At 36.4% G+C, this 23,629-nt stretch carries 20 protein-coding genes and 1 pseudogene; 12 read left to right on the top strand and 9 right to left on the bottom strand.

Annotated elements, in window-relative coordinates; all coding sequences use genetic code 11:
* Nucleotides 1-52 precede the first annotated feature (52 nt).
* On the top strand, nucleotides 53-1,117 hold the full coding sequence (locus tag FPG78_RS02690) for an IS481 family transposase (RefSeq protein WP_420888393.1): 1,065 nt from the start codon (nucleotides 53-55) through the stop codon (nucleotides 1,115-1,117).
* Nucleotides 1,118-1,196: 79 nt separating this feature from the next.
* Here the strand turns inward: FPG78_RS02690 and FPG78_RS02685 are convergent, their stop codons facing one another.
* The 6 genes from FPG78_RS02685 to FPG78_RS07095 form a co-directional block, all read right to left on the bottom strand.
* A complete protein-coding gene (locus FPG78_RS02685) occupies nucleotides 1,197-2,081 on the bottom strand; it encodes a hypothetical protein (RefSeq protein ID WP_144086502.1) in 885 nt (294 codons plus the stop codon).
* 104 nt (nucleotides 2,082-2,185) lie between these two features.
* The gene (locus FPG78_RS02680; RefSeq protein WP_144086501.1) at nucleotides 2,186-2,863 is read right to left on the bottom strand and encodes a hypothetical protein; all 678 of its coding nucleotides are present in this window, start codon (nucleotides 2,861-2,863) and stop codon (nucleotides 2,186-2,188) included.
* Nucleotides 2,820-3,656, bottom strand: a complete 837-nt coding sequence (locus tag FPG78_RS02675; RefSeq protein WP_144086500.1) for a hypothetical protein — start codon at nucleotides 3,654-3,656, stop codon at nucleotides 2,820-2,822. Before FPG78_RS02675 ends, FPG78_RS02680 begins: the two co-directional genes overlap by 44 nt.
* 108 nt (nucleotides 3,657-3,764) lie before the next feature.
* Complete coding sequence (locus FPG78_RS02670; protein ID WP_144086499.1) at nucleotides 3,765-3,971, bottom strand: hypothetical protein; 207 nt, start codon at nucleotides 3,969-3,971, stop codon at nucleotides 3,765-3,767.
* A 316-nt stretch (nucleotides 3,972-4,287) separates the two neighbouring features.
* Nucleotides 4,288-7,689: an ankyrin repeat domain-containing protein gene (locus tag FPG78_RS02665; protein ID WP_223261965.1), complete on the bottom strand. Its 3,402-nt coding sequence runs from the start codon at nucleotides 7,687-7,689 to the stop codon at nucleotides 4,288-4,290.
* Nucleotides 7,690-7,756: 67 nt separating this feature from the next.
* Complete coding sequence (locus FPG78_RS07095; RefSeq protein ID WP_186292424.1) at nucleotides 7,757-7,930, bottom strand: hypothetical protein; 174 nt, start codon at nucleotides 7,928-7,930, stop codon at nucleotides 7,757-7,759.
* Between the two features lie 256 nt (nucleotides 7,931-8,186).
* On the opposite strand from FPG78_RS07095, the gene mobV reads away from it, so the two are divergent.
* From mobV to FPG78_RS02620, 10 genes and pseudogenes are all read left to right on the top strand, one after another.
* Nucleotides 8,187-9,704, top strand: a complete 1,518-nt coding sequence (gene mobV / locus FPG78_RS02660; protein ID WP_223261964.1) for a MobV family relaxase — start codon at nucleotides 8,187-8,189, stop codon at nucleotides 9,702-9,704.
* 5 nt (nucleotides 9,705-9,709) lie between these two features.
* Nucleotides 9,710-10,105, top strand: coding sequence for a toprim domain-containing protein (locus FPG78_RS07595; RefSeq protein WP_255431717.1), 396 nt, complete (start codon nucleotides 9,710-9,712; stop codon nucleotides 10,103-10,105).
* Between the two features lie 1,054 nt (nucleotides 10,106-11,159).
* Nucleotides 11,160-11,483, top strand: a complete 324-nt coding sequence (locus FPG78_RS02655; protein WP_223261962.1) for a hypothetical protein — start codon at nucleotides 11,160-11,162, stop codon at nucleotides 11,481-11,483.
* Between the two features lie 486 nt (nucleotides 11,484-11,969).
* The gene (gene rlmN / locus FPG78_RS02650) at nucleotides 11,970-13,196 is read left to right on the top strand and encodes a dual-specificity RNA methyltransferase RlmN (RefSeq protein WP_144086496.1); all 1,227 of its coding nucleotides are present in this window, start codon (nucleotides 11,970-11,972) and stop codon (nucleotides 13,194-13,196) included.
* A gap of 378 nt (nucleotides 13,197-13,574) precedes the next feature.
* Complete coding sequence (locus FPG78_RS02645) at nucleotides 13,575-14,858, top strand: malic enzyme-like NAD(P)-binding protein (protein WP_144086495.1); 1,284 nt, start codon at nucleotides 13,575-13,577, stop codon at nucleotides 14,856-14,858.
* Between the two features lie 43 nt (nucleotides 14,859-14,901).
* Nucleotides 14,902-16,044: a phenylalanine--tRNA ligase subunit beta gene (locus tag FPG78_RS02640; protein ID WP_144086494.1), complete on the top strand. Its 1,143-nt coding sequence runs from the start codon at nucleotides 14,902-14,904 to the stop codon at nucleotides 16,042-16,044.
* Between the two features lie 8 nt (nucleotides 16,045-16,052).
* Nucleotides 16,053-17,294, top strand: a complete 1,242-nt coding sequence (locus FPG78_RS02635) for a phenylalanine--tRNA ligase subunit beta (RefSeq protein WP_144086493.1) — start codon at nucleotides 16,053-16,055, stop codon at nucleotides 17,292-17,294.
* Complete coding sequence (locus FPG78_RS02630; protein ID WP_144086492.1) at nucleotides 17,275-17,559, top strand: hypothetical protein; 285 nt, start codon at nucleotides 17,275-17,277, stop codon at nucleotides 17,557-17,559. The genes FPG78_RS02635 and FPG78_RS02630 overlap by 20 nt, the downstream gene beginning before the upstream one ends.
* Before the next feature lie 3 nt (nucleotides 17,560-17,562).
* Entirely contained in the window at nucleotides 17,563-17,850 is a 288-nt protein-coding gene (locus FPG78_RS02625; RefSeq protein ID WP_144086491.1) for a cell division protein ZapA, read from the top strand.
* 191 nt (nucleotides 17,851-18,041) lie between these two features.
* Nucleotides 18,042-19,666: pseudogene (locus FPG78_RS02620) on the top strand (CTP synthase).
* A gap of 83 nt (nucleotides 19,667-19,749) precedes the next feature.
* Here the strand turns inward: FPG78_RS02620 and FPG78_RS02615 are convergent.
* The 3 genes from FPG78_RS02615 to mutY all read right to left on the bottom strand — a co-directional run bounded on the left by FPG78_RS02615 (nucleotide 19,750) and on the right by mutY (nucleotide 22,633).
* The gene (locus FPG78_RS02615) at nucleotides 19,750-20,919 is read right to left on the bottom strand and encodes a DEAD/DEAH box helicase (RefSeq protein WP_144086490.1); all 1,170 of its coding nucleotides are present in this window, start codon (nucleotides 20,917-20,919) and stop codon (nucleotides 19,750-19,752) included.
* A 38-nt stretch (nucleotides 20,920-20,957) separates the two neighbouring features.
* Entirely contained in the window at nucleotides 20,958-21,164 is a 207-nt protein-coding gene (locus tag FPG78_RS02610; protein WP_144086489.1) for a cold-shock protein, read from the bottom strand.
* Nucleotides 21,165-21,541: 377 nt separating this feature from the next.
* Complete coding sequence (mutY, locus tag FPG78_RS02605; protein ID WP_144086488.1) at nucleotides 21,542-22,633, bottom strand: A/G-specific adenine glycosylase; 1,092 nt, start codon at nucleotides 22,631-22,633, stop codon at nucleotides 21,542-21,544.
* Between the two features lie 195 nt (nucleotides 22,634-22,828).
* On the opposite strand from mutY, the gene FPG78_RS02600 reads away from it, so the two are divergent.
* Complete coding sequence (locus tag FPG78_RS02600; protein ID WP_144086487.1) at nucleotides 22,829-23,626, top strand: 3'-5' exonuclease; 798 nt, start codon at nucleotides 22,829-22,831, stop codon at nucleotides 23,624-23,626.
* Nucleotides 23,627-23,629 lie beyond the last annotated feature (3 nt).

Raw genomic sequence — 23,629 nt, 5'->3', positions numbered from 1 at the left:
AGTTAAGATTTAGTCTTACAATTGTTAAATTGTATGGATATAAATTATAACTATTATGAACTTACATCAAAAAATCATTAAACCGAAATTAGGCTTATTAGAACTAGCTAAAACGTTAGGTAACATATCCTCTGCGTGTAAAAATATGGGTTATAGCCGAGATAGCTATTACCGATTTAAATCCTTGTATGAGACAGTTGGTCAAGAAGCATTGTATGAAATAAGCCGTAAGAAACCTATTCTAGCTAATAGAGTAGACCCTAATATAGAAAAAGCAGTAGTAGATATGGCCATAGACTATCCGGCTTATGGTCAACTTAGGGTATCTAACGAATTAAAGCAACAAGGTATACTTGTCTCTCCTGGTGGCGTAAGATCTATCTGGTTACGTAATGACTTGAACAACATAAAGAAACGGTTTAAAGCTTTGGAAGCTAAGATGGCGCAAGATGGTTTTGTTTTAACTGACTCTCAGCTAGCAGCATTAGAAAAACGTAGAAACGAACAAGAGGCATGTGGAGAAATAGATACCGAACATCCTGGTTACTTAGGCTGTCAAGACACCTATTATGTGGGTAACTTTAAAGGTATAGGTAAAGTTTATACGCAAGTCTTTATAGATAGCTATTCTAGAGTAGCTAATGCAAAACTCTATACTGATAAGACAGCTCTAACAGCAGCTGATATGTTAAATGATAGAGTATTACCTTGGTATCAAGAGCAAAGCGTACCAATCTTGCGCATTCTAACAGATCGTGGTACTGAGTATAAAGGTAAAATAGAACATCATGCTTTTGAGTTATTTTTAAGCATTGAAGGCATAGAACATACTGTCACTAAAGCTTATTCACCACAAACCAATGGATTTTGTGAACGTTTTAATAAAACAATGAAGCAGGAATTTTTTGATACAGCAATGCGTAAAAAAATCTATACTAATCTAGATGATTTGCAAGAGGATTTAGATAGATGGTTGCATTACTATAATCATGAGCGACCCCATTCTGGAAAGTATTGTTACGGTAAAACACCTATACAAACTTGGGAAGACAGTAAAAAATTAGTCTTTGAAAAAATAATCAAATCGCCTATATTGAAGAAATGTCTGACAAACTAGACTTAACTGACAAGTTTAAACTATAATTTTTTACTGCCTGTAAGATTAAATCTTAACTACTACACTTTAGATATATGTTTTAACAAAAATCTTTTTCAAAATTTTCCCAAATATGCGTGCATCCCATTTTATCTCTTTTATCGTACAATCTTTCATTTACACTTTTAATATATTTATTTACTTTACCGGACCATAACTGTAATGTATTGCACTTAGAACGCAGATCACTATTAACCTTGCTTAACTCGTTCATCAACGAGTTTAATCTAGAAATACTACCATCATGGGTTCTTATTTTAGACTCTAGTTCATCCCTACTGTTACATAGCTCTTCTATCTCTCTTCCTAAACGCTTGTCTTCAGATTTTAAAATACTAACGTCAGCCTCTCTAGTTTCTCTCTCATTTTTTATATCACTCCTGGTTGTTCTTTGGAAATTTTTGTATTCTGATTCTTTCTCATATTTTTTAGTATCTAATCTTGCTGTTTCTACTTTTAATCCCTCAATTTTTTCAAGCATATCATCTAACGATTGTACTACATCTTCCATACCTAGAGTATCTCTACATGATCGAAATATATCAGAAAAAGCACCAAGCTCTTTTTCTAGTATTTCTGTATGTATTTTACGACCATCTGGTTCTTGGTTAGCGTTAATATGATTCATTTCTTTATGCCAATCATTTAATAACCTTGTGGTCAATACCCTAGTCTTTACTTTATCTTTAGTATCACTTTTGAGTGTCTGTAGGCTAGTAAGTGCATCCATAGCTTGAGGGGCAATAGCCGTATCATGCTGCATATAAACCAGTATATTATGTAGGTTAGATTGTCTATTATACCAATCTGGTTCTATAGCCTGTAAATTTTGAAAGGCTGATTCTGGATTTAAACTATAGTCCTGAACAACTGGTTTATAAAGCTCTTTACTATCTTCAGATAATGACTCTATCTTATAGGCCAATGTTTCAAATAAGAAAATAGAAAGATCTACAGCTTCTGTTTCATGATGTGTGCCATCTGGATAGGTAATGTCGAAGTACAGCTTCGGTGCACCATCAATCTTATCTATAACTGATCTATATCACCTAACCTAAATTTAAATGCACTATCGCCTACTGAAAGCATACCACCTGGTTCAACAAGTTCTCCTGTTATTTTTAGTAAATCACCTTCTATACCGCCTGATAGACGATAATCTGACAAAATAAACTTATCACTTGTAGTATTAAAAGGAGCAATAATCTTTAAGTTGATATGTCTGTTATCCATACCATTCTCAACACTACCTTCTAAACTACCCACTACTTTAAAAGATGGATCTTTAACAATAAATTGATGTTTAAGCGTTACTTCACGTTCATCTCCCTTATCATTTACTATGGTGATAGAAGGCGTTAAATCACCAACATAACCACATGGATTTAACATTAGTGTATTGACCCCTACTGTTAGGGGCGTTCCTTCTTTTATGGAATCCTTGCCTAAAATGAACTTACCTCCATTCAGCTTAATGGCCTTAATATGGTATTTAAGAACTTTACCTGCATCGCTTAATGGTCTGATCTTAAGTTTACATACCCTATCTTTAAACGGTAACAAAGGTATTTCTTCTGAGACTATAGAAAGTTCTGCTGTAAAGTTTTCAATTCTATGATCTTGAACTTTAACAGAAAAAGAATAGTCTTGTGTGGTATCACCTTTAGTATTGCCTACTGTTAAATGAATGAATGGTATGGGTGCCATCACTACCAGGTTTTGGAGCGTAGAAGAGTGTATTGCTGCCAAACTTAAGCGGTTCATTGCTACATATTGGTTTTTTGCATGATCCTGTATCTACATACATAGTACCCTGGCCATCTGTCACACACCATTTAACCAATCGGTATTTTTGACACGATGCTAATACGTTGGATGAACTGATATTAATGTTAATAGGTGTATCCTCTTTGTCTTCTACATAAATAACCTTAACATTGGCACTTGCTTTTAAATCATAAGGAGGCTCATCTAGCCTTAGCGAACAGGTTATAGGATCTCCTCCCTCCCTGTTAAAGTCACAAGTCAATATGATGGCATCAATACTTACCTTATGTGTATGACAAGTGTCTTTCTCATTGGGTACATAATATAGGGGTATTTCGCCATGCTGGACTATACTACCTACTTTAAATGGCTCACCTATAGAACATTTTCCATCTATTTCAACACGCTTGAACAGTTTTCCTTCGCCACCTTCAACCCTAATACCCTTAATACGAAACTGGATAACCTCTGGATTAACATCCCATTTTTCATACCTATGTGGAGCTTTGGGTTTGTTAGACCTATCGTTATTCCATGTGTCGTCAAACTTAATACTCAAGATTACAGGAACTTTCTCAGCTAAAACAGGTGCTACACCTTTTTCTGGCAACAAGGCATATTCATGCTTTGGTATCCAAATAATATCGTCGGCAAATTGCTGTCTAAAGGCCACTGTACAAGACCAAAAAAATAAAGAAGCAACAATAAATGATGGGGATGCTATTTTTCTCATTTTAGTTCTCATTTTCATTAATTAACCATATATTCGTTATATTGGGTTAATAGTACATAGTAAAACTATTTGCTACATTATTGCTTCGACTAGATCAATAGCTATTCTTTAAAAGGTAATACGTAATCCTGCCGAAAATCGATAATTAAACACATCATTTTTATCCAACAAGGAAATAGGAGTTTCTGCTAGTAATATCAAAAGCAAATAATCCGTGATATATTTTTCCAACTCTAAACCTAATTGGGCGCCTATATTGAAACGTTTAGCACAATGCTCCCAACAGGCATGATGAAACTTATAACTCCTTGACATCCTACTAAAACATTCAGAAAGATAGATTCGTAATGATTAAACAAATTATAGTGGTAAGTATTGTATACCGTTAAGAGGTTTTTGTTGGAAAAACCACCAGATAATTTCATATGCCATATTTCATTAATGTGATATGCATAGCCTGCAGAAACCCCATGCATTTTATGCGAAACCCCATAATTGACTTCTATCCCATGACAGCCATGTGTATGAATAGGTCTTTGCAAGATATAAACCCTATTCGGTTTACCAAATACACTAAAAGTCAAACCTAAAAAAATGAAAAGGCTTGTTATTATTTTTTGATTAGACATAATTATAGTTTTGCATGATAGGTGTCCTGTTTTGGATCTCGTCCAAACAAAATTTTGTATATAGTTTTATCACCTGACAAGCCAAAGGCAGGTTGAATATCAGTAAACCAACCTGAACGAATTCCGCCAGCTTCTGTTAAAACAAATAGAGGATCATCATACGTACACACACAATCTCTAGGTGTTTCACGGTTTTCTGATCCTAATCGTTGCATATTTACTATAGCACCATGTTTGATAAGGGCTATGAATATCTTGTTAGATACATCCTGACTAGTTCTTTCAAAAAACATATTATCTGCTGCATAATGCAAAGGCGTATTATTTGTCCTAGGGTCTTGGTATGTAGGATCAGCACCATAGTCCAATAACAAAGAGACCATCTCATAATTAGACTGACGAACTGCTTCTTCTAAAGCCGAATTAGTAACGGTTGACTCATTTGGATTGCCACCTTTTGCCAATAAAAACTTCAACTTTTTCATATCTTTTTGTCTAACTGCATTTAACGTACTAAATGCACTCATGGTTGGGTTAGTAGCACTAGAAACTATTTTTTGAATCATATCTGCTGATAGATTACCACGGCAATTAGGACAGTTAATGGTTTGATCATTGTCATGCTGGTTCAACACATGCATAGTAATACACCTGAAGTGGAACTTATGACCACAATCCAACGGGATAACAGGAAATATTTTATCCCTAGAATCTTGTACGCCTTCTATACAAATACTACACTGCCAATCTTTGTCTACCAATTTTGAATGTCTTGAAAAACCATCTGGAGAAAGGATACATTTCAACGCTTCATGCTTATTAGCTATAGCCAACATCAAAGATGTAAAGCCACTCTTGCTTTTAGCAGTTTTACTGACACCTCTAGCAATAAGCAGTTCAACGATTTCTTTAAACCCTCTTCTGGCAGCCCAATGAAGTGGCGTGAATTTGTAAGGATTATCTGTATTGTGAACCAGAAAAGGTGATTTATCTAAAATATGTTTTACTACATTTAGGTGTCCATCCCTACAAGCCCAATGAATAGGAGTTAAACCCACTGAATCTTTCTTACCGATATCAGCAAAATGACAAAGAACTACATCAAGGATTTCTTGATTGTTATTGACCTCTAAAGAATTAAAAACACTTGAATCACCATCTTTATCAAATCTTACCTCCGCTCCATAAGAGAGTAATACAGAAACCATTTCTTTATTCTTATTACGTACAGCCACCTCAAGAGGGTTACTATGCACGTTAGCTATATTTGGATTAGCGCCTAAGCTTAGAAGTTCTTTCACCTTAGGTAAATCATTATCTATAACAGCCCATAATAGAGGCGTACTTTCATTCTTAACCTCATTTATATCTTGTTCTTTTTTTTCTTGAACATTCAGTCTAGCAACTTCCTCAGGAGAAAGTTTAGAGACCAAAAGATTATATATCCTTTTAGATGCATCATTTTTTTTATATCGTACAGCGTCTAAAATATTTGATTTGCCATCTCCTTGAAAGATAACTTTAGCACCATGAGAGAGTAATAAGGCAACCGTATCTTCGTTTTCATTACATACAGCACTATAAAGAGGACAGTTGTCTTTATAGATAGCATTATCTTCATTACTGACCTTTGTAACATCTGGTAAATCTTCTAATAACTCATTTTTAAAGTTTTTGTCATAGGACGATACTTCTTTGAACTGTTCCTGAAAAAATACATTATCACTTTCTACTACTTTCCCCGCAAAAAATCCCACACCAAAACTTGAAAACTCATTAGGTTTGATCAACTCTTGTTCATGTATAGTGATATTTTCACCATGCGTAGTGTGATGACCTTGAGTATTACTGTGACAGGTTTCTGAGGAACTTGTAGACTTGATCGTATGTTCTTCCTTTCCAAATATGGAACTGGCATATCTAGAAGACTCCACACCACAGTTGCCCATAAATTGATTGCTTAGGGTACCTTGTATCTTTTTAGCACCTATATTTCCATAGGTATCTTCTAGTTGGGCATTCGATTGTATGCAAGAAATGGTACTAATACCGTACTTTCTTGCCGTAGCTGGGACTTCTGAAAGACCTGGGATGTATAAGGTAGGTAGTTCATCTATGGCCACAAAACTCTTCGTTCTATTGTGCCCATACATAGATTTAAAACATATGGTAATCAGTAGGGATATAACTGGACTGAAAGCTGATTTGGCAGGTGGAAAATTGCCTATACAGAGTATGGTTGGATTAATATTATCGTTGATAGTTAAATCTATTTCATTTTTACTCAATACCCAAAATAAGTTCTTATCAATTAAAGGTTGTAAGCTTGTTTTAAAGCTTGCTATGATACCTACTAACTGACCTGATGATTTATCACCGCCTTTATAAGCATCAAATATGGAACTTGCATAGGAATAGGCTTCTGGGTCTTGTTCTATTAAACTTAATATTTTACCAAAAGGCTTAGTAGATAATGTTAACACATGTGGTAGCGTACAACAACTTTTTGCCTGGTTGGATAAGTAAGCGATAATGCCTTTTAGAAGGGATTTAGTACTTAAATACCAAAAATCATCTTTCCCGCCAGGATTAAGATTTTTTAATAATACGGTTACATATTCTTCTAAATAGGCTCTATCCGATATGTATATAGGATCAATAGGATTGATTCGACTACTTTTATTCAGATCCGTAAAATTAATCGTCTTAAAAGTAATATTTTCCCTATTTTTTCCTGGTAATTTTAAATAGCAATTATATACAAATTTAGATAAGCAATAGCTTCTTTTTGGATCTATTGGAGTACCTTCGAAATCATAATCATATACAAGTCCACAATAACCTTTTTGGATCATTTCATATAATATGGGTTCTAAAACATATCTAGTTTTACCACTTCCAGGACCGCCTAGTATATAAATTCCTCTCTGAGGATTATTGATGGGTAATAGACCGTTTTTAGTAGGTAAAGCAATGCTAAAAGGTGACTTTTTATCGTAAAATTTAGGACTAATAATTGAACTTTTATCTTTTTTTATGGAAGGTTTTATACCTCTATTAAACAAAAATGGAAGTGCAAAAGCACTAAAAAACAGTATAAATAGATAAGGTGTTAACCATTCACGTGATTTTATAAAATCATACCTGGATAAATAAATACATATCCTTTCAAAGGATATAAAACAACAGGTAAATATTAACCATAAAAAGAGTAATACTGTAGACGTAAACCCATTTTTTTTACCGAAAGATTTTAATAAAAATAGCTTTAATCTATTCCATGCTAGAAAACAAATAGACCCTATTAAAACCAGGCGGGTATAGCACCCAAACCCTGAATAGAATATTAAATCAACTGCCCATTTCAAGTATCGGTCATTCATACAAATTCTACTGATTTTCATCCAGTAAAGTAACTGAAATAGAAATAAGGCTAGAAAAAAATAAAAAGTTAACATGGGTAATAGTCCATTAGTATTTTGCCATTTTTCTTTTATGCTTTGGTTTTTTTACTCGAGCAGTATATAATTGACTTATCTCTGCTATTTTTTCCTGTATAGACGATCCAGATGCTTTTAGAAAGGTATTCATATCCACACCTGCTTTAATCAGTTTTTCGACTATTATTTTAATTTTATCTGCCATAATTAGCAATAATTTAAGCGACGACTCATGGTGTAAATATAGGATAATATTCCAGGGATCATACGCTTGAATGGAGCAACTTTTCCCCCATTAGCTTGCTGTCTTCAAGGCCTTATTTTAGTAAGGTTTATTTATTAATCCTTGCTTCGCAAGGACCATTCGTTTCTAGCAAATTATCGTTATCTTATGCTTGGTATTTTAGGTCAAGCAAATGGGAAAGAAGGTTGGGTATGTTTAGCATGATGCATTTATAGGTATGGCGTTCGCAACATTTAATATTAAGGGATATCAGAAAGGTTTAATAGGAATCGGTAAACATATAGATAGGTCTTGTAAGGAAGCTAAAAAAACAGGTGTATTTGAAGATGAAGAAGATAAGAATCTAACTTCAGAACTAGGCTTACATATAGATCCCTCTAGAACATACTTAAACGAAGAATGGGTAGATACAGGAGGTAAATCGTTATCTGAACTTGTTGAGCAAAGGATATCAGAAGGTTATAAGCTATCTAAATCTATTCGTTTGGATGCTATTAAGGCTTTAGGTTTGGTTATGACTGGCAGTCGTGATCGCATGAAAGAAATAGAATCTAATGAAAAGTTATTTGAAAATTGGAAACAAGCTAATTGGGATTTTGCTTGTAGAGAATTTGGTGGAGAAAAAAATATTGTTCGATTTTCTATACATAGAGATGAAAGAACACCACATATTCATTGTGTAGTAGTTCCAATTACTCCAGATGGAAGGTTAAACGCTAAACATTATCGACACGGCACTATTAAATTACAAGGATATCAAAATAGGTATGCGGAAGCTATGGCTCCGTTTGGCTTAGAACGTGGCATAGAAGTTTCATTAACTGGTAGAAAACACACTACCTCAAAAGAATACTACAAAAGCATCAATAAAATTGAAAGAGAGTTGGTAGCAGAAACTAAGTATATAAACACCTTAAATCCATTTCATCGTGAACAAGCCAAAGAGGCGTTAGAAAACGTACAGGATAAGCTTCGTTCCTTAGAAGAAGAAAATAGAGGTCTTAAACAGGAAGTTATCTATTCTAGAAATACTCATAAAACGCTTATAGAGCATCGCATTAATAATGATTTAGAAAGAGTCAAGCATGAAGTTAACCTGATTCAACATGCTGCTTCTATGGGTTATGTTTTAGACAAAGAAAAAAGCTCTAAAGCCTGGGCCGTTATGGAAAAAGAAGGTGATAAAATTTTGATTAAAAATGGACCTAATCAGAATGGTCATTGGATGTATAAATCTTTAGTAGATGAACAAGAAAAAGGAACCATTGTGGATTTTATGCAAAAACGTGGATTTAGTTATCAGAGTATTTGTGGGCTGTCTAGCAGACATTTAGACGATCGTATCGTTAAGGATCAAAAATCATTTTCTGTAGAAATAGGAGATGTTTTATCTCAACGATATATCGCTCAAGAGGCGTTTGATAGGGTTGTTGAGCATCAAAAAGGAAATTATCTGTCTTGTAGAGGTATTGATGAGGTTACTTATGGGTGTTATGCAGGTGTTAAGGTAGGTAACCAAGCTGTATTTGCCTTATACCGGGACATAGATAGTAGCGGAAAAGGTACTATATGCAGCACCATTAGTTATCAATTTGATGTTAAAGGTACCATATCAGATGACGGATTTTTTAATAGCACCAAATACTTCCAAAAAGGGCTTCCTCGTGGGTTGTCTGTCTTGGTTGAGTCTTGTGGTCTACCCGTAAAGCATATTGTGGTCTCAGAAAGCCTATAGATGCTTTGAGCTATAAGCAGATCCATAAGCCTTCGGAAGGTACTATGTATGTTTCTACTTGTGGTAGTTTATCTGAAGGGGTTAAAAAGGAACTAGAGAATGTGTTGTCTAATGCTAGGGAGAATGGACAGTCAGTAATGCTGGCTTTTGATAGTGATAAAGCGGGGAGGCAGATGTATAGGGAAGTTCGTGAATTAGCTGGTACGTGTCGGGTAAACTGTAGATCGTCCATGCCCTCTCAGTTTAAAGACTGGAATGAAGAATTGGTATCTGGTTTAGGAAGGCAAGAAATGCTTAGAAAACTTCAAAAGGAGTTAGTGATTAGTGGGCAGGAACACGGGTTGCGTAAGCAACGCGAAAGGGGGCCGACTGTGATGGGTATGGAGATTTCTTTCGATTAAGAGAGGGAAGGTATCTCTTGTATGTGTCCATATGTGCTTATTTTCCGTTGATACTTCTGAAGACACTTGTATGATAGTTATTAAGCTGATTATCAGTTCAATATATGTGTATGTGTGTCTTTTTATAAAAATAGACATATGAAAATACATAAGTTATTCATAATCAATTATATATGTGTTAATTGAAGTGTCTGCTGAAGTGTTATAGAATAATATATATGAAAGTATATAGAAATATACATATAAATTATTCATATCCAGTCTTATTTATGTTAACTGAAGTGTACTATAAATTATTTAGTTAAGTATTAATTAGAAACACTTAATATAATATAAGTTATAAAAGCGTTTAAGGCGTATTAAACGTTTTTAAATAGGGCCAGAAGGCCAGATAGGGGCTAAATATGTATTAATATCTAGCCCCATTTAAAACATTCATATACAACGTTTTTATATTAAAAAGGCCAGAAGGCCAGATAAATTATATTTATAGATATAATTCATAGTTATTAAGGACACATATATATGAATATATCTAATAACTTATCGAATTATATACAAGTATATTATCTGGCCTTCTGGCCTTTTTAATACTTTTTTCATTGAAAGTGAAGTTATTTTGTATTTTCTTATCTGGCCTTTTTCTAAAATTTATCTGGCCTTATTTGATCACATATAACTTTAATAGCACTACTTTTCAATCTATTTCCTTACTATTAAGTGCTTTTTTGTACATACTCAATACGTGCATAATTACCGTATACTTTCTACATATTAATAAGGTGTGGTATATTCCATCTCTTTAACACCTGGTTGTTTTTTAACTAGATAAATTAAATGGAGTATGATACATAGGATATATTTCTTATAGTTAAAATTATTTTTTTATAAAATATTTTATTATAATTGTATCTATACAAAGTAACGTTAGAAAACTAATTTTTCTTTTTTAGTTTTACGAGATATTAGTATAAATCTTATTATTCAATTGTAGTATGTATCGAGAATTAATCTGTACTGAACTTTTAGATGTTAATCTATGATGAAAAACTCTATGAGAGATGGTCTTGATAAATTTGAATCTAACCCATTTATTGGAGGTAGGTCAGAAAGGGTTATTGATTTAGATTTTTTAATTTCTTTGTCGAAACCAGCTCAAAACGTTATAAAATATATTATTCATAAGGGTATCCCGGAGGATGGTAAATTGTTATTTGATATAGATGATTTTAGCAAGTTCATGAGATATAAAACTAGATCATCCACCAATAAAGGTCTTTTAGAATTGTGTTCTAAAGGATTACTAGCAAAAACTAAATTTTCACTTGTTTACTGGGTTAATAATAAGTCTTTTAATGAAGGAATCCTCTGTAAATAAGTTATGAAGGGTGTATAAAAATATAAGAATATATAAAAAAGCCTCCCGAAGAAGGCTAAAAAATTTATTTTTTTTGAGGTTTGGACACCTGAAAAATAGAACCTAGACCTGTTCGAATCAAATCTTAAAATCAATCATGCATGCCATACTACACACTTGACCAAAGATATGATCCTTAATAGAGCCAATGAAGTGACACTAATGCAACATCTTGTTCCTACTTTCGATCCTAGTATAGGAAAAAATCATAAATCTATATTCTCGAAAAAATTTATAACTTTTTATGGCCTTGACACAGTTTAATGAACATTTCCATACATTTTGTAAAAAATGCATCCGTGGCATCATATATTTTTACTAATTTTGCTACATTCATAGTCGATGCTTTTGTTGGCTTGGTAGAAAATTGGATCTTCCAATTTAAACCAACAAAGGAGCGTTTTAACATCTTTTTTTACTGGCCTAACCTCGACCGACACAGATTATATGTTAAACCATTCAGCAAGCACTTTACCAAAACCATCTATTAGACCTCTTTCGCAAGCGATTTGTGATGCGCAATTTTCACGAGAAGCGCAGTCGCCAGAGCGCTCAACTGCATTGGACGAGCATAGACCAGCTTCAAAATTACCATTAACAATCGAGTCTCAAAAACCATCTATTTATAATTTAACCGACAAGGAGTTAACCCTTTGGTTGGAAGCGCAAGGTGAAAAATCTTTTCGGGGTGCCCAAATTTGGAAATGGCTCTACCAAAAACGTGTCAGCAGCTTTAGTGAAATGAGCGATGTAAGCTTAACGACCAGGTCGCGCTTGGATGAGCATTTTTCACTGGCCTCCATGGTAGAAGATAAGGTGCAATATGCAAAAGATGGAACAATCAAGTCTTTATTTAAACTCAGAGATGGCCATTTAATTGAAACCGTTTTAATGGAACATAGCTATGGCCTATCGATTTGTGTGACCACACAAGTGGGTTGCAATATTGGTTGTAGCTTTTGTGCCAGCGGTCTTTTAAGCAAGAAAAGAGATTTAACAACAGGTGAAATCGTTGAACAGGTAGTCCACATGCAAGAAAAGTTGGATATAGCACAGAAAAGAATCAGCCATATCGTAGTAATGGGTATTGGAGAACCATTTGATAATTACGACCATGTTTTGCGCTTTATACGTATGGTCAACCATCCCAAAGGTCTTGCTATTGGTGCACGACATATTACCGTTTCTACCAGTGGACTAGACCAAAAAATCAAAGCCTTTGCACATGAAGGCCTACAGGTAAACCTTGCCCTTTCGCTACATGCAGCCAATAACCCACTGCGTACACGCATCATGAAACTCAATAAAGCCATTCCCATAGCAAAACTGATGGAAGCAATTGATTACTACTTAGATCAAACAAACAGACGCGTAACATTTGAATATATTCTACTAAAAGATATAAATGACTCAGAATCATCTGCTTTTGAGCTAGCCAATTTAATTTTAGCGCGTAAACAACGCCATTTGGTTCATGTAAACCTTATTCCCTATAATCCTGTAGATGAATTGGACCATTACAAACGCAGTACGCCCAAAACCATTCATGACTTTGTTTCCACGCTACGTGCACAAGGGATTCATGCAGTTGTACGTGGAGAACATGGAACAGATATTGACGCTGCTTGTGGCCAATTGCGCAGCAAACAACTCAAACATAAACCAAACGCATGATTCATGTTAGGCCCTTTGGTATAAATGATTGAAAAATGGTAACTTAGCTCAGCTATTGCTTCAAGCAGAAAAATATGTATCCATTCATCAATGTTATGGCCATAGTAGGAAAATGCCCTATAAAAAGTTGCGAAATAGAACCCTCGCCTTACAGATGATTAGGAAAAACAGATTCCTTTCAAGCACGCGTAGCGGGCGGCTTCTGTTTTTCCATCTGTAAGAGGTGGGTTCCGCAACTTTTTGCCGAGGGCTTGATTTTTTGCCCACTTTTTTATCAAGAAAAAAGTGGGATAAAATGCCTTATTAACCATTAAACTGAATAGAAACAAAAATATTTAAACCAATATATCCAACATTTACAAATAAAATGTATATACTATGAATAAAACAGCAGTTACCAAAGAAGAAATTCTAGCCTATCACGCGCAGTTTCCTGCTGGCAAGATAGGTACCTGTGTCACCAAATCATTCCATACACCTCGCGATATCATTACAGCTTATACCCCTGGTGTGGGCATTATTTGCGAGGAAATTGCTGCATCTAACGAGAAAGTTTACCAATATACAAATAAAGGCAACTCAGTAGCCGTAATATCCAATGGTACAGCTGTATTAGGGTATGGTCATATTGGCCCGTTAGCTGCTAAACCAGTTATGGAAGCAAAGGCGATGATCCTAAAAAGGTTTGCTGGCGTGGATGCTTTTGACATTGAAATTGATGCAACTACTCCTGAAGAAGTCATACAAGTGATTAAAGCATTGGCACCTACTTTTGGTGCGCTTAACCTAGAGGACATTAAAGCGCCTGAATGCTTTCAGATTGAAGAGGCATTGATGGCTCAATTGGATATACCTATTATGCATGATGACCAGCATGCTACGGCTATTGTAACAGCTGCTGCGCTATTAAATGCCTTATTAATTACAAACAAGGAGATTGGACAGGTGCAGATTGTTTTCAGTGGAGCTGGCGCAGGGGCGACTGCTACGGCAAAGCTTTTGATGGCCTTAGGAGCGAATCCGGCCCATATCGTTATGTGTGATAGAAAAGGGGTGATCCGTAAGGATAGAGATGATCTTGATTCTATTAAAGCGCCCTTTGCTACAGACCGTCCTGTACATACGCTACATGATGCAGTAATTGGATCAGATGTATTTATAGGGCTCTCTTCTGGCAATCTATTAATGAGCCAAAGCATAGAGCGCATGACTAAGGATCCCATTATTTTTGGGTTAGCAAACCCTATGCCAGAAATTTCTTACCGAGATGCTATGGCTGCCAGACCAGATGTGATCTTTGCTACAGGACGTAGCGATTACCCCAACCAAGTCAATAACTTACTTGCTTTTCCTTACATTTTTAGGGGTGCTTTAGATGTACGTGCTACCGCCATTAATGGAGCGATGCAACAAGCTGCGGTACAAGCTATTCAAAAACTGGCACAAGAAGAAGTACCCGTTGCCGTTCGGAAATACTATGGTGGAACGATACATTTTGGAAAAGAATACTTACTCCCTAAGCCCATGGACACACGTTTGCTTTCTACCGTTTCTATAGCTGTTGCGCAGGCTGCTATGGACTCTGGCGTGGCTAGACAGCCTATTCATGATTGGGATGCTTATAAAATGGAGTTATTAGAACGGGTAGGCCATCAGAATTAAAGGTAGCTTTGCACTACCTAGCTGAACGGATTGATTACGCATTATGAAAATATCTTTAAATTGGCTTAAATCCTCTATTGATTGTTCTTTAAAGGCCGCTGATATAGCACCTCTTTTAACCCAGAGCGGACTAGAAGTTGCCCATATACATTCTACTATTAAGGGTGGTTTAGAAGGGCTTATAATAGGTGATGTAGTATCCTGCCTGCCCCACCCTAATGCAGATAGGTTAAAGCAAACCTTAGTGGATATTGGATCAGATAGGCGCTGCACTATTGTTTGTGGAGCGCCTAATGTAGCAGTCGGGCAAAAGGTAGTGGTCGCCCCAGTAGGCAGTACGATTTATAATTATGTAGACCAATCTTCTTTTCAAATTAAAAAAATTAAAATTAGGGGGGTATGGTCTGAAGGAATGATTTGTGCAGCAGATGAAATTGGCATCGGCCCAGCGCATGATGGCATTATAGTACTAACCACTACATTGCCTGCAGGAACCCCTGCTAAAGACTACTTCAAACCGCTATTAGATGAAGTCTTAGAAATTGAGATTACACCCAACAGAGCAGATGCCTGTTCACACCTAGGTGTGGCCAGAGAGCTTAAAGCTATTTTGCACCTGCCTATTACGCTTCCTTCTATTAAAGATTTTCATTCGGTAAGATGCGACCGGGCATTAACAATAGCCCATATAGATGCTGCACTATGCCCACGCTACACTGGCCTATTGCTTAAAAATATCTCTATACAACCTTCTCCCGAATGGTTGCGTACCAGGCTATCACATATTGGCGTCAAACCTATTAACAATGTAGTAGATGTAACCAATTTTGTATTACATGAATTGGGGCAACCATTACATGCTTTTGATTACGATACCATCATCGGTAGATCACTTATGGTTCAGCCATGCGCTCCAGCTACTTTATTTACAGGTTTGGACGACGTAGCAAGAAAACTAGCTGGTCACGAGCTAATGATTTGTGATGAAGCAGGTCCTATAGCAATGGCTGGCATTTTAGGAGGGCTCAGGACACGCATCACCGATGCTACAAGAGATGTGTTTATAGAAAGTGCCTATTTTAATCCATCGGTTATACGTCGTGCTGCCCAACACCATAACCTTAAAACTGATGCTTCTTTTCGATTTGAACGTGGAACAGATCCCAACCTTCCCTTTATGCATTAAAAAGAGCAGTGCTATTATTACAAGAGCTGATTCCATCTACAGAAGCATGCCAAGTCATAGAACACTACCCCACACCATTGGTACATTTTACCATTCCTATTGCTTACGCAGAAATTATCCGATGCTTGGGTAAAACGATTGACCCAGCCACTATTAAGCAAATTTTAACAGACTTAGAAATAGCTATTGAAGCAGAAACCGAACAAGGTTTTACCGCAAAAGTACCACCTTATAGAGTAGATGTTACCAGAAAAGCAGACCTGATTGAAGAAATTGCACGCATATATGGCTACGATCGCATACCCAACTATTTAGCTGCTGCTTACCTCTCCCCTGAAAACAGCATAGATCAAGCCTATAAGGTAGCAGAAGAAGTTAGTAAAATGTTGGTAGCCAACGGCTATTATGAAATATGCACCAATTCTTTAACCAAAGAGGCTTACACAGCCATAGAACCTACTGAAAAAGCAGTCTCTATCCTTAACCCACTGAGTGAATCTACTGGTATCTTGCGTCCTACGCTGCTTTTTAGCGGCTTAGAAGTCATCGCCTATAATCTTGCACGCCGTCAGCATGACTTAAAGTTATTTGAATTGGGTACAATCTATAGCCAAGATGGTGCATCATACCACGAAGAAAAAAGACTAGCCCTTTGGCTTACCGGTCAAATAGAACCACCCAACTGGGTCCGTCAACTGGGTCCTGTAACCTTACACAGTATACGGGCTACTATAGAACAACTCATACAAAAGTTAGGCATTACAGAACTATCTTATAGCACTGTAACACACCCATTCTATATACAAGCCGTTCAAGGAAGATATAAAGAAGCAGTGGTAATGACCTTTGGTCAACTTCAGCCATCTATTCTAGATTGCCTTTCTCAACCTGTTTTTTTTGCAGATATAGATTGGAGCCATCTATTAGAGATAAGCAAACCTCATAAAATTTATGAGCCTATCTCTAAATTTCCTGCTGTTAAAAGAGACCTCTCTTTGATCGTCGATAAAGCTGTGCTATTCCAAAACATAAAAGCGCTCATTCTAAAGCAGGGCCATAAAGCTATTCAAGAGATCAATCTTTTTGATATCTACGAGGGGGCACATTTACCAGCAGATAAAAAATCTTATGCCATTCGTTTTACGCTACAGGATAAAGAAAAGACACTAGATGACAAAAGTATTGACCAAATCATGGATCAGCTGATTCAAACTTTTGAACGTGATTTAAATGTCATCATTAGAAGATAACCAAAAAGATCAGCGCATTATAGAGCGTTTTGAGAACATGCTGATGCAGCTGCTACAGGCTCATTCAGACTACCAAAAACAAATCATGCAACTGACAGAGGAAAATAAAAAATTAAAATCCCTATTGGAAGGATCAAAAATAAGCCCCAGCAGATCCACTGCAGCCAATCATAAAGCAGCCCCATTGGCGCACCATTTAGTAGATCAGCTTAATAAGTATATCAAAGAAATAGATCTTTGTTTAACCTATTTTGAACAAGCATAAAAAATGGAATCACTCTCTATAAAAATTAAAATTAGTGATCGGATCTATCCCATGAAGGTACAACCGGAAGATGAGACCTTTGTAAGAGTAGCCAGTAAAACTTTAGCAGAACGGATTAAGGAATATAAAAAAAACCTTGGTATTCAGGATCAACAAGATTTATTAGCTATGGTAGCATTTGATTGTTTGGTAGCCTATTTAAAAGTACAAGAAGCCGATGCAAGCAAAACTAATGCACTTATACAAAAGATAGGCAGTTGGACTGATTCCATTGAAAAAATATTGCAATAGATAGGTCTCCTATGTTTCTTAATCTATAGACCTTCTGCAAAACCTATTTGTGATCAGCAGTTTTTAGGAGAAGCGCAGTCGCCAGAATACTAAATGTATTTGAGGAGCATAGACAAGCTTCGATACCAAAATTGCCATTAGAAATAGATTTTGCAGAAGGTCTTATATTTAAACGCATCCATCATAACACTATGTGTCGATATATCTTTGTTACAGGCGGAGTCGTTTCTTCGCTAGGAAAGGGCGTATGTGCAGCAAGTATAGCAGCACTATTACAGGCCCGTGGCCATCGCATTAGATTAAAAAAACTTGATCCATACTTAAATGTTGATCCTGGCACTATGAATCCCTATCAACATGGAGAAGTCTTTGTTACATCTGATGGTGCAGAGACCGATTTAGACCTTGGATATTACGAAAGATTTACAGATATCCCTGCTTCTAAGCATGACACCATAAGCAGCGGAAAGGTTTATGAAAGTGTTATAAGCAAAGAAAGAGAGGGAAAATATGGTGGAGGAACCGTTCAGATTATACCACATTTAACAAAACTGATAAAAGATTTTATTAAATTTGGCCAAGATGAGGTAGATTTCATGATATGCGAAATAGGAGGTACAGTAGGAGATATAGAAGCATTACCTTATTTTGAAGCCGTTAGACAAATCAGGTATCTACTTGGTAGCGCTACTGTTATCTCTATCCATCTCACTTTGCTCCCTTATATTGCAACAGCTGGCGAGCTTAAAACGAAACCCACCCAACATTCCGTTAAGGAGCTCAGGTCTATAGGCGTTCAGCCAGATTTAATAATATGTAGGGCCGATAGAGAGATTTCAGAATCTTTATTGCATAAGATAGCCGTTTCCTGTAGTGTTCCTACACATAGGGTGATTGCTGGCGTTGATCAAAAGACCATATACCACGTACCGCTTTCTTATTATAAGCAAAACGTTGATAAAGAAATAATAGCATACTTTGGCTTAACAGATTCAGATAAGATTGACTTGGAGAAATGGCATGTAATTGAAAGCAGGATTACTACCTATGAAAAGCAGGTGCATGTAGCTATTATCGGAAAGTATAACCAATTGCAAGATGCCTACAAATCGCTTTTAGAAGCCTTCTTACATGCAGGCATGCACCATAAATGTAAAGTAAACCTGGTATGGATTGATGCCGCTGAGATAGACGCTGCGTGCCATGCACCATTAGATACCATTGAAGGCATCATGATTCCTGGAGGATTTGGCTCGCGTGGTATAGAAGGAAAGATCAAAGCGATTGAATATTCCAGAAAAAATAATATTCCTTTATTTGGCATTTGCCTTGGTATGCAATTAATGGCTATAGAATTTGCACGTAATGTGTTAGGCATAAAAGATGCAAATTCTACAGAGTTTACCAATGATTGCTCCAATGTAATTGACTTAATGATGAATTGGTATAACGGAAAGAAAAAGAGGTACGTACGCACGCGTCAAATTTAGGCGGCACAATGCGCCTTGGAAATTACGAGAGCCTTTTGACTAATGGCAGTAAAATCAAAGAGATATACAAAGTTGACCATGTTTTGGAGCGCCATAGACATCGATTTGAATTCAATATACATTATAAAAATGCTTTTGAAAAAGCGGGTATGCGGATAGGTGGAATCTCAGCTGACGGGAATTTAGTTGAATCACTGGAGATAGACACGCACCCCTGGTTTATAGGTGTACAGTTTCACCCAGAATATAAGTCTAGGCCGTTTAGCCCTCATCCTTTATTTGTATCTTTTGTTGCAGCTTTAATACAACAAAAAGAGCAGACATAAAAAAAACCAACCCTCAAAATGAGACCTAAGGTCTATGGATGAGCGCTGGTCTTTAAGTAGCATAGGCCAAACAAGCAAACTGGTTAGCCTGAAAAACTACGCCTAAAAGGGCGAGATTTAAACCGATTAAAACCCGAACTTTGCCTAAATGACCCCCTCTCTTCTTTTTCTACTGGCTCATTATGAATAATACGCCAAAGTCTTTTTTCTTGAGGAGAAGCAATCATAGACAAGGCAAAGCCTGTAGCGCCGGCTCTACCCGTTCTACCAATTCTATGGGTATAATCTTCAGCAGCTTGCGGAAAATCATAATTGATTACATGTTTGATATGATCAATATCTAATCCCCTTGCAGCTACATCAGTTGCCACAATAATAGCATAATGCTTATTTCTAAAGTCCTTTATGACACGCTTGCGTTGGTGCTGTTTTAATCCACCATGAATAGCGCGAACCTTAAAATTTGCTTGCTGTAATTGGTAACTGATATGATCAGCTCTCATTTGGGTTTTTACAAAGATAATAACAGAGCCCTCCCGCCTACTAAGTTGCTCCAATAAAACTTGAAATTTCCCTGACTCTGATATATAAAGAGATTCTTCTTGAATATTCTTAGATTCATTATCTGCAATCTCCACATTAATCCGTGCTGGTTGCCTTAAATAGGATCCAGCCAACCGCTCAATATTCCTATCCAAAGTAGCTGAAAACATTAAAGTTTGTCGTTCTACCGGTAAGCGTTTGATAATCTTATCTATTTGAATAGAAAAACCCATATCTAGCATTCGGTCAATCTCATCCAATACCAAAAAGGTAGTCTTATGCAAATGCAACGATCCCCTACATAAATGATCTTCTACACGACCAGGTGTACCTACAATAATGTTAGGATTAGTACGCAAACGCATCAACTGCTTTCCAATAGGCTCCCCCCCTATTAACAATACCGTACGCAAATGCTTACAACCACTCACCATGCTTGACATAACACCTGCTACTTGCTCAGCAAGTTCTCGTGTAGGGGCTAATACCAATACGCTAGCATCAGGACGATGCATCAGTTGTGCAACTACAGGTATAGAAAAAGCAGCTGTTTTGCCGCTACCTGTTTTAGAAGAACCCAAGATATCTTGACCGGTTAAGGCTATTGGAATTACTTGATCTTGAATGGCAGTAGGGTGTTCATACTGCATTCTTGCCAACGCCCCTAACAGAGCTGATGGCAGATTATATTTTTGAAAAGTATTACTCAAAGTACAATGTTAAAATTTAATAAAGTTCTTGATACGTTTTACGCATCAAGAACTTTAATGTTACTAGCTACCTCCTTACCTCTATCGCTGGTGATTTCAAAGTCCACCGATTGGCCTTGGTCTATCATGCTTACTCTAGATGCAACAAGTGCACTTATGTGCACAAAGACATCCTTACCTCCATTTACTGGTTTGATAAACCCATAACCTTTAGCTGGGTCAAACCATTTTACTACTCCTTCCATGGGAAATAAAAAACTATATTAATAAATTAAACTTCAAGCGCTTTACCCTACCTTCCTATTTATAAAGTTGTGAAACGAGCAACCTATAGGACCTTGATTCAAGGTTGGAATAGATCTCTTTTAAAACTCGATTGCGCTGGCCCGAAGCTTGTCTATGCGCCTCATACATCTAGTATGCTACAGTGCTCAACTGCACTTCCCCTAAAAATTGCCTGCCACAAAATAGGTTTTGAAAGAGATCTAAGAAAAAAACGCTGGTTGCAAGGTAAAGTTTTTTGTTCAAAAAAGAAAACTTCCCTTCATAAAACTTGTATGCGAAAGGAGTAAGCAGCAGATAGGCTGTGAGCATAACCAAACAGCTACTCCAATATTTTTAGCTAGGACAGGTCAACCTTTTTTAAAAAGCGCTGAATCAATATAGGTTTAGGCAAAGCTTCAATCTCTCTGCGATTAAATGGCACTAAGGAAAATTGATGGAAGAGCTGCTTGGCTTCTTGTAAGAAAGCTACAGTGAGGTCTATCTTATGGAATTTTACAAACAACCGCTGATGGGTTAATAAATGGCGCTCCTCTTTTTCAAAAGTAGTAATGGGTAAGTGATAGCTTCTAGCTAAAATAAATAAAGGGTCATCCATCTGATCTACAACCAAATGCTGCTTATTTTCTAATAAATAGAAATCATACATACCCTTCCAAATATCACTTTTCACACGCTTTTTCATATATATAGCATCTTTATGCTGCAAAATAAAATAGTCAAAATAACGGTCTTTTTTATTGAGTTTATTGGTTTTAACAGGTAGTGTTTTTTGGCTATCGGTAGCGTAGGCGATGCAATAGTTGTTAAAAACACAAGTCGTGCAAAAAGGAGACACAGGCGTACATTGGAGCGCACCAAAATCCATAATGGCTTGGCTATATGTATCGGGCTGCATATGATCTACCAGTAGGGTTGCAAACTGATGCATTTGTTTTCTTCCTTTCGACGTACCTACATCATAGGTGAGTCCAAAAATACGTGCCAAGACACGGTAGACATTGCCATCCACGGCAGCAACTACTTCTTTAAAAGCAAATGCAGCAATGGCTGCAGCTGTATAAGGCCCAATCCCCTTGAGCGTAAGTAGTGCGTGATAACTCGTGGGAAAATCACCATTATATTGCGCAACAATGGTTTGCGCACATTGGTGTAAGTTACGTGCCCTACTATAGTAACCCAATCCTTGCCACAAACGTAGAATTTCCTCCTCTTTAGCACCAGCCAACGCGGCTACAGAAGGATATTGCGCTACAAAACGCTCATAGTAGGGCAACCCTTGCATGACTCTTGTTTGCTGTAGAATAATTTCTGATAACCATATTTTATATGGATCTTTAGTAATACGCCAGGGCAAGCAACGCTGGTGCGACTTATACCAAGTAAGCAATAACCTACGAAACACAACATGGTTGATCGTACTAATTAACATACAAATAAATGAAAGTGTAATGGCATATTTTATTATATTTGAGAAGCAATATTGCTGCGCACTGCTGTTCTATTAGAATAGGTTTTTTTGATAAAAAACTTAAAATAACAAAAATTTAAGTATAGTCAGCCATTTTTTGCCATAAACAAAAAAGATTATAGTTAAAAATGAAAGTATGCCAAGCCTAAATATACTATGAGTTTAAAATTAACCAACCCACTTGCTTTTTTAGATTTAGAAACTACAGGTACCAATGTGGTACATGATCGCATCGTAGAAATTGCAATCATTAAGCTTATGCCGGGTGGCAATCGCTTAACTTTTTACAAAAGAATTAATCCAGAACAAGCTATTCCTATTGAAGCGAGTCTAATTCACGGTATCTATGCTGAAGATGTGGCAGACAAACCAACCTTTAAACAAATAGGCAAAGAATTGATTTCGTTTTTAAAGGGGGCTGACTTAGCTGGTTTTAATCTGCTTCGTTTTGATATACCCATATTGGCAGAAAGCTTTTTGCGTGCAGACTTAGACTTTAAAATAGAAAATCGCAAAATTGTAGATGTGCAAAAGCTTTTTCATCTAATGGAAAAAAGAACGTTAAAAGCAGCTTATCTATTTTATTGTCAGAAGGAACTAGAGGGCGCCCATAATGCCATGGTAGATATAGAAGCTACGGTAGAAGTACTGATGGAACAAGTAAAAAGATATGAAAACCAATCTGTGGTTGATGCTTTAGGCAATACATTGGGTATTGTAAAAAATGATGTAGCTACCTTACATGATTTAACCAATACCAACATGGTCGATTTTGCAGGTAGAATAGTCTACAATGAGCAACATGTGCCCATCTTTAACTTTGGCAAGCATAAAGGAAAAACCGTATCAGAGGTATTCAAACTAGAACCTTCTTACTATAACTGGATGATTCAAGGAGACTTTCCCTTGGACACCAAACGTAAGCTCACACAAATTAAAATGGGCATGATCTAATCA

It is taken from the genome of Cardinium endosymbiont of Dermatophagoides farinae (genome assembly GCF_007559345.1).
Classification (GTDB): Bacteria; Bacteroidota; Bacteroidia; order Cytophagales; family Amoebophilaceae; genus Cardinium.
This window is presented reverse-complemented; position numbering and strand designations above follow the sequence as displayed.